The organism is Methylophaga sp. UBA2012 (assembly GCF_002335235.1).
GTDB lineage: Bacteria > Pseudomonadota > Gammaproteobacteria > Nitrosococcales > Methylophagaceae > Methylophaga > Methylophaga thalassica.
Genome location: NZ_DDCG01000011.1, coordinates 80,241 through 84,644, shown reverse-complemented (window position 1 = coordinate 84,644; position 4,404 = coordinate 80,241). Strand labels below are relative to the sequence as shown.

Annotated in this window: 5 protein-coding genes; all 5 read left to right on the top strand. The window is 41.8% G+C overall.

Features of this window, described 5'->3' with window-relative positions; all coding sequences use genetic code 11:
• Nucleotides 1-178: 178 nt before the first annotated feature.
• The 5 genes from B2248_RS09410 (at nucleotide 179) to B2248_RS09390 (ending at nucleotide 4,367) form a co-directional block, all read left to right on the top strand.
• Nucleotides 179-1,390, top strand: coding sequence for a tyrosine-type recombinase/integrase (locus B2248_RS09410; RefSeq protein ID WP_273181191.1), 1,212 nt, complete (start codon nucleotides 179-181; stop codon nucleotides 1,388-1,390).
• A 5-nt stretch (nucleotides 1,391-1,395) separates the two neighbouring features.
• Nucleotides 1,396-2,238, top strand: a complete 843-nt coding sequence (locus B2248_RS09405; protein ID WP_273181189.1) for a DUF6387 family protein — start codon at nucleotides 1,396-1,398, stop codon at nucleotides 2,236-2,238.
• A gap of 125 nt (nucleotides 2,239-2,363) precedes the next feature.
• On the top strand, nucleotides 2,364-2,573 hold the full coding sequence (locus B2248_RS09400) for a helix-turn-helix transcriptional regulator (RefSeq protein WP_273181187.1): 210 nt from the start codon (nucleotides 2,364-2,366) through the stop codon (nucleotides 2,571-2,573).
• Nucleotides 2,566-2,820, top strand: a complete 255-nt coding sequence (locus B2248_RS09395) for a hypothetical protein (RefSeq protein ID WP_273181186.1) — start codon at nucleotides 2,566-2,568, stop codon at nucleotides 2,818-2,820. The genes B2248_RS09400 and B2248_RS09395 overlap by 8 nt, the downstream gene beginning before the upstream one ends.
• Nucleotides 2,817-4,367: a replication endonuclease gene (locus B2248_RS09390; protein ID WP_273181184.1), complete on the top strand. Its 1,551-nt coding sequence runs from the start codon at nucleotides 2,817-2,819 to the stop codon at nucleotides 4,365-4,367. The genes B2248_RS09395 and B2248_RS09390 overlap by 4 nt, the downstream gene beginning before the upstream one ends.
• Nucleotides 4,368-4,404 lie beyond the last annotated feature (37 nt).

Sequence of the window (4,404 nt, the reverse complement as noted above, 5' to 3'; positions counted from 1 at the left end):
CGATTCCGACCCCAGCCTCCATTTTCCTCTCCATAAACATCCAAAACCGTCCATAAAACAAGCTATATCAACGCTTTTAGGCCTTTGGTCTTTCCATCTCTGTCCGATGGTGTCTATGTACTTCCCACCAGTTTTAGTGGTAACTTTGATGGTAACACTCAAGGTGCAGGTGGTAACTATGGCTTTAACTGATATACAAATCCGAAATGCTAAACCTGAAGCTAAGCAATACAAGCTTTCAGCTGGGCTAGGTCTTTATCTGATTGTTTCCCCTAAAGGTGGTAAGTGGTGGCGTTTTCGTTATCGCTTTGGTGGTAAACAAAAAGAATTATCTCTCGGAACCTACCCTACAACGACTCTAAAGTCCGCTACTCTTAAGCGTGATGAAATGAGGAAAATGATTGCTGACGATATTGATCCAGCAGTTGAGCGTAAAACTGAAAAGTTATATCAACACGCAGCGAGTGAGAATAGTTTTCAGGCTGTAGCTGATGAATGGTTTTCTAAGTTTTCTACAGAATGGTCTGAGCAGCATAAACAACGCACAATAGGTCGATTAAAAAATGATGTTTATCCTTGGTTAGGGGAAAAAGTCATTAATAACGTCACTGCACCTGAGCTATTAATGGTTCTGCGTCGAATGGAAAGCAGAGGCGCTATAGATAGTGCTCATCGTGTCCGTCAAATTTGTAGCCAAATCATTCGCTATGCTATTGCTACGGGGAGGGCAGAACGTGACCCCGCAGCAGATTTAGTGGGTGCTCTACCTCCATCTAAAAAAACGCACTTTGCATCTATTACTGAACCTAAAGCCATTGGTGAATTAATGCGTGCCCTTCAAAACTATCAAGGTAGTTTTATTACTGCATGTGCACTTCGATTGACGCCTTATGTTTTTGTCAGACCAGGGGAGTTACGACAAGCTGAGTGGAATGATATTGATCTGGATAATGCTGAATGGCGTATCCCTGCTGAAAGAATGAAAATGAAAGTACTACATATCATTCCTTTATCTAGACAAGCATTAGCCATACTTCGGGAAATACAACCGCTCACAGGGAAAGGAAAGTATGTTTTTCCTAGTAACCGAACTACCACTAGGCCAATGAGCAATAACACAATCAATGCATCATTAAGACGGTTAGGTTATACAAAAGAAGAAATGACCGCTCATGGCTTTAGAAGCATGGCCTCGACTATTTTAAACGAACAAGGCTGGAATCCTGATGCCATTGAGCGTCAGCTGGCTCATAGTGAGAAAAATGGAGTCAGAGCTGCATATAACTACGCTCAATATCTCCCAGAACGAAAAAAAATGATGCAATCATGGGCAGACTACCTTGATGGTCTGGCAAGCGGTGCACAAGTCATTTCAATAGGCCAAAAGTAAGTAGTATGAACCACGAAGAATTAAAAGAATTTATCCCTCCTGATTTTGCATTATCCAAGTATGTCACCACGGCTGAGCTATCTCTAACTGGGTGGATGGAAAATCTGACGGCAAGGCTCCTCGCTTTTCAGGCATGCCAGCAATCATCGGATATGCTCAGTGAGCCACAAAAATCTCTAATTGAAAGCCAAGTGACACTTAATCTTCAACATGGTGTTGTCACAACTTCCCAGTACTCGCAAATAATCAATGTCTTATTGGAAAAGGATACTGCCAGTTATTCGGCAATAGTCCGTGAGCTGACTCATTACGACTTATTCAGTATGGCTGAATCAATTGAGCTGGATGAGATGAAAGACTTGTACGATGAGATAGACACTACGGTTTATCACTTTTTAAATCAGAGTGACCTTGGCGAATTAAATACACCGCTTTCTATTTTCTCAATGGATGACAAGGAATCATCATGGCTGGAAATAGATTTGAACTCATCTGATAAAGAAATAAAGACCGCTTTTAATCAGTGGCTGGAAGGGAAAAGACGTGCAGAACATGCACACTCTGAGACACCTAAAAATAGACGTAACAGAAAATTTAAAGCCTTTAATGCCGTGACACTCAGAAAATGGCATGACGCGAGAGTGCTTCAGTATATTGATGTGATGACGTGGAATGTTATCAATGGAAAATCACCATCTTACAATATCCTTGGCAATATCCTTTTCCCAGAGCCTTATGACCTCAGTAATAAGGCTGAAAGAGTTGAAGAAGTCGTGGTGCCATATGTTCACAAATTAATGAATGTTGCCACATTAAGAAGAATGGTTAAGGCCGACGCTTCACAATAAGCGGTACAAAATCGTATCAAAAAGTACCGCGGTACTTTTTTGCACTAAACACATCGGGTGTTTGAAATATTCGATTATCAGAACATGACTCCCTGCACACACAGAAACTCATAGGGAGATAAACCATGTCAGAACAAATCTTAAAACTACCCGATGTTATCAAGGCAACGGGACTTGCTCGTTCTACTATTTACAAACTCATCAGCGAAAATCGCTTTCCTCAGCAAATCAAACTCACCAGCTTTTCGAGTGGCTGGCTGCAATCTGAAATCAATCGATGGATTGAAGAGCGTATTGCTCATTCTCGTCAAATGGGGGAGGTGACTAATGGCTAAATCCATCACCAATACTCAGCTTGAATACCTTGAATGGTTTTATAAAGGCAACAAGATTGAAATATGCCTTCAGGCGTTACATTTGCACTACTCCACAGAGCCTACTTTTAAAACAGATATTCGAGCACTAGAGAATCTGAAGAAATCAGGGATGCTGTCAACTTATCCTGAGTTCGCATACGGCCTTATCTTTTATGTCGTAACTATCAGTGACAAAGGTATTCAATACCTTGAGGAGCGTTCATGAATTTAAAGAACGCTCACCGTGATGACAGGTCATTTATCGAAGACCGTTTGTTTGTTGTACCAGATGCCTTTAAAAAGGATGTTTTAAAAGATTATTTCAAGAAGTTAAAAACAACCTCTCGCCGTGAAGCAAACCTATGGTTAATTGATATTACCGAAAGAGTAGAAGCGGTTAATAATCGTCGTTCGAATAGATTTAATATTAATGCGACGAGTGAGGATTTAAAGAGTTACGCCAAACTACAAGTCGATGGCTGTAAACGCACCTTATCTCTTTATAAAGATAAGCCTTTAAAAGATATCTATGATGAGATTGCTCAGCGTGTAAGTGATAACGGACTAGAATCTTCCTTTATAAAGGAAGAGCCAACTGAATCTGAGATGCAATCCCTTATAAAGCGTTCTCTGAATCCTTCATGGTGGATGCGTCATTTAAGACAACGACAAGAACTGGATATTGAACGTATCGGTCGTGAGTACAATTTGGTTAATAACAACCGTCAGCGTTATGTGACCGATGAAAACCTGAAACGTGGTCAACGTCGAGAAAAAGAGCAAAAGCAATGGCTAGATAATATGCTCGCAGAAAATGAAGAAGGCGAGATCTTTACGTTAGGTGAACTTAAATCAACAAGCGTCTCTAATCTTGTTAACAGACGAGCAGAGTTAATGGTCAGAATAAGAGGTTTTGAAGAGGCCAGTAAAAAACTGGGTCATGTCGGCCTCTTTATTACCATGACCTGTCCGTCAAAATATCACCGAGCCTTTGGTATCAGTGGTGATGAGAATCCCAATTACGGAGGCTATGACGTTAAAGCGGGACAATCTTATCTTCAAACAGTCTGGTCACGTATCAGAGCCAGTCTAGCCAGAGAAGATATTCGTTGCTATGGCTTCAGAGTGGCTGAACCCCATCATGACGGGACGCCACACTGGCATATGCTGCTGTTTTTAAGCAAAGATCACATCGACACGTTTAAAAACACCCTTATGTTTTATTGCCTGGAAGAAGACGGGGCAGAGAAAGGTGCGTTAGAGAACCGTGTGAAGTTTATCGATATTGATCCGAAAAAAGGCAGTGCCACAGGTTATATCGCTAAATACATTGCCAAAAACATCAACGGTGAAGATTTAGATGTGGGTCTTTATGGAGATGATCCTCTCATAGCGGCTAAGCGCGTTACTGTGTGGGCTTCAGTCTGGGGTATCAGACAGTTTCAGCAGTTAGGCGGCGCACCTGTGACCGTATGGCGAGAAGTACGTCGTCTCAAAAAAGAATACAAAGACAGTGAGGCTTTGGAAGCAGTGAGACTGGCCGCTGATAAATCAGACTGGGAAGGTTACCAGAACGCCATGGGCGGTATTAACATTCCAAGAGCTGACAGGCCTGTCTCACTGGTCTACAAGCCGGATATAGACGTCACCACAGGCGAGATAAAGATGAATCAGTACGGTGAAATAAAAGCCGCAGGTATCTTTGGTATCAAATCTCAAGGCAAGACAATCGAAACACGCACACATGACTGGAGGGTTTTTCCGGCTAATTAGTTAGCCGGTTTAACTTGGAGTTCTGTCAATAACTGTA

What these genes read in the sequence shown, in the direction of transcription:
- B2248_RS09410 (WP_273181191.1), top strand. Translation starts at nt 179, where the DNA reads ATGGCTTTAACTGATATACAAATCCGAAATGCTAAACCTGAAGCTAAG.
- B2248_RS09395 (WP_273181186.1), top strand. Translation starts at nt 2,566, where the DNA reads ATGGCTAAATCCATCACCAATACTCAGCTTGAATACCTTGAATGGTTT.
- B2248_RS09400 (WP_273181187.1), top strand. Translation starts at nt 2,364, where the DNA reads ATGTCAGAACAAATCTTAAAACTACCCGATGTTATCAAGGCAACGGGA.
- B2248_RS09390 (WP_273181184.1), top strand. Translation starts at nt 2,817, where the DNA reads ATGAATTTAAAGAACGCTCACCGTGATGACAGGTCATTTATCGAAGAC.
- B2248_RS09405 (WP_273181189.1), top strand. Translation starts at nt 1,396, where the DNA reads ATGAACCACGAAGAATTAAAAGAATTTATCCCTCCTGATTTTGCATTA.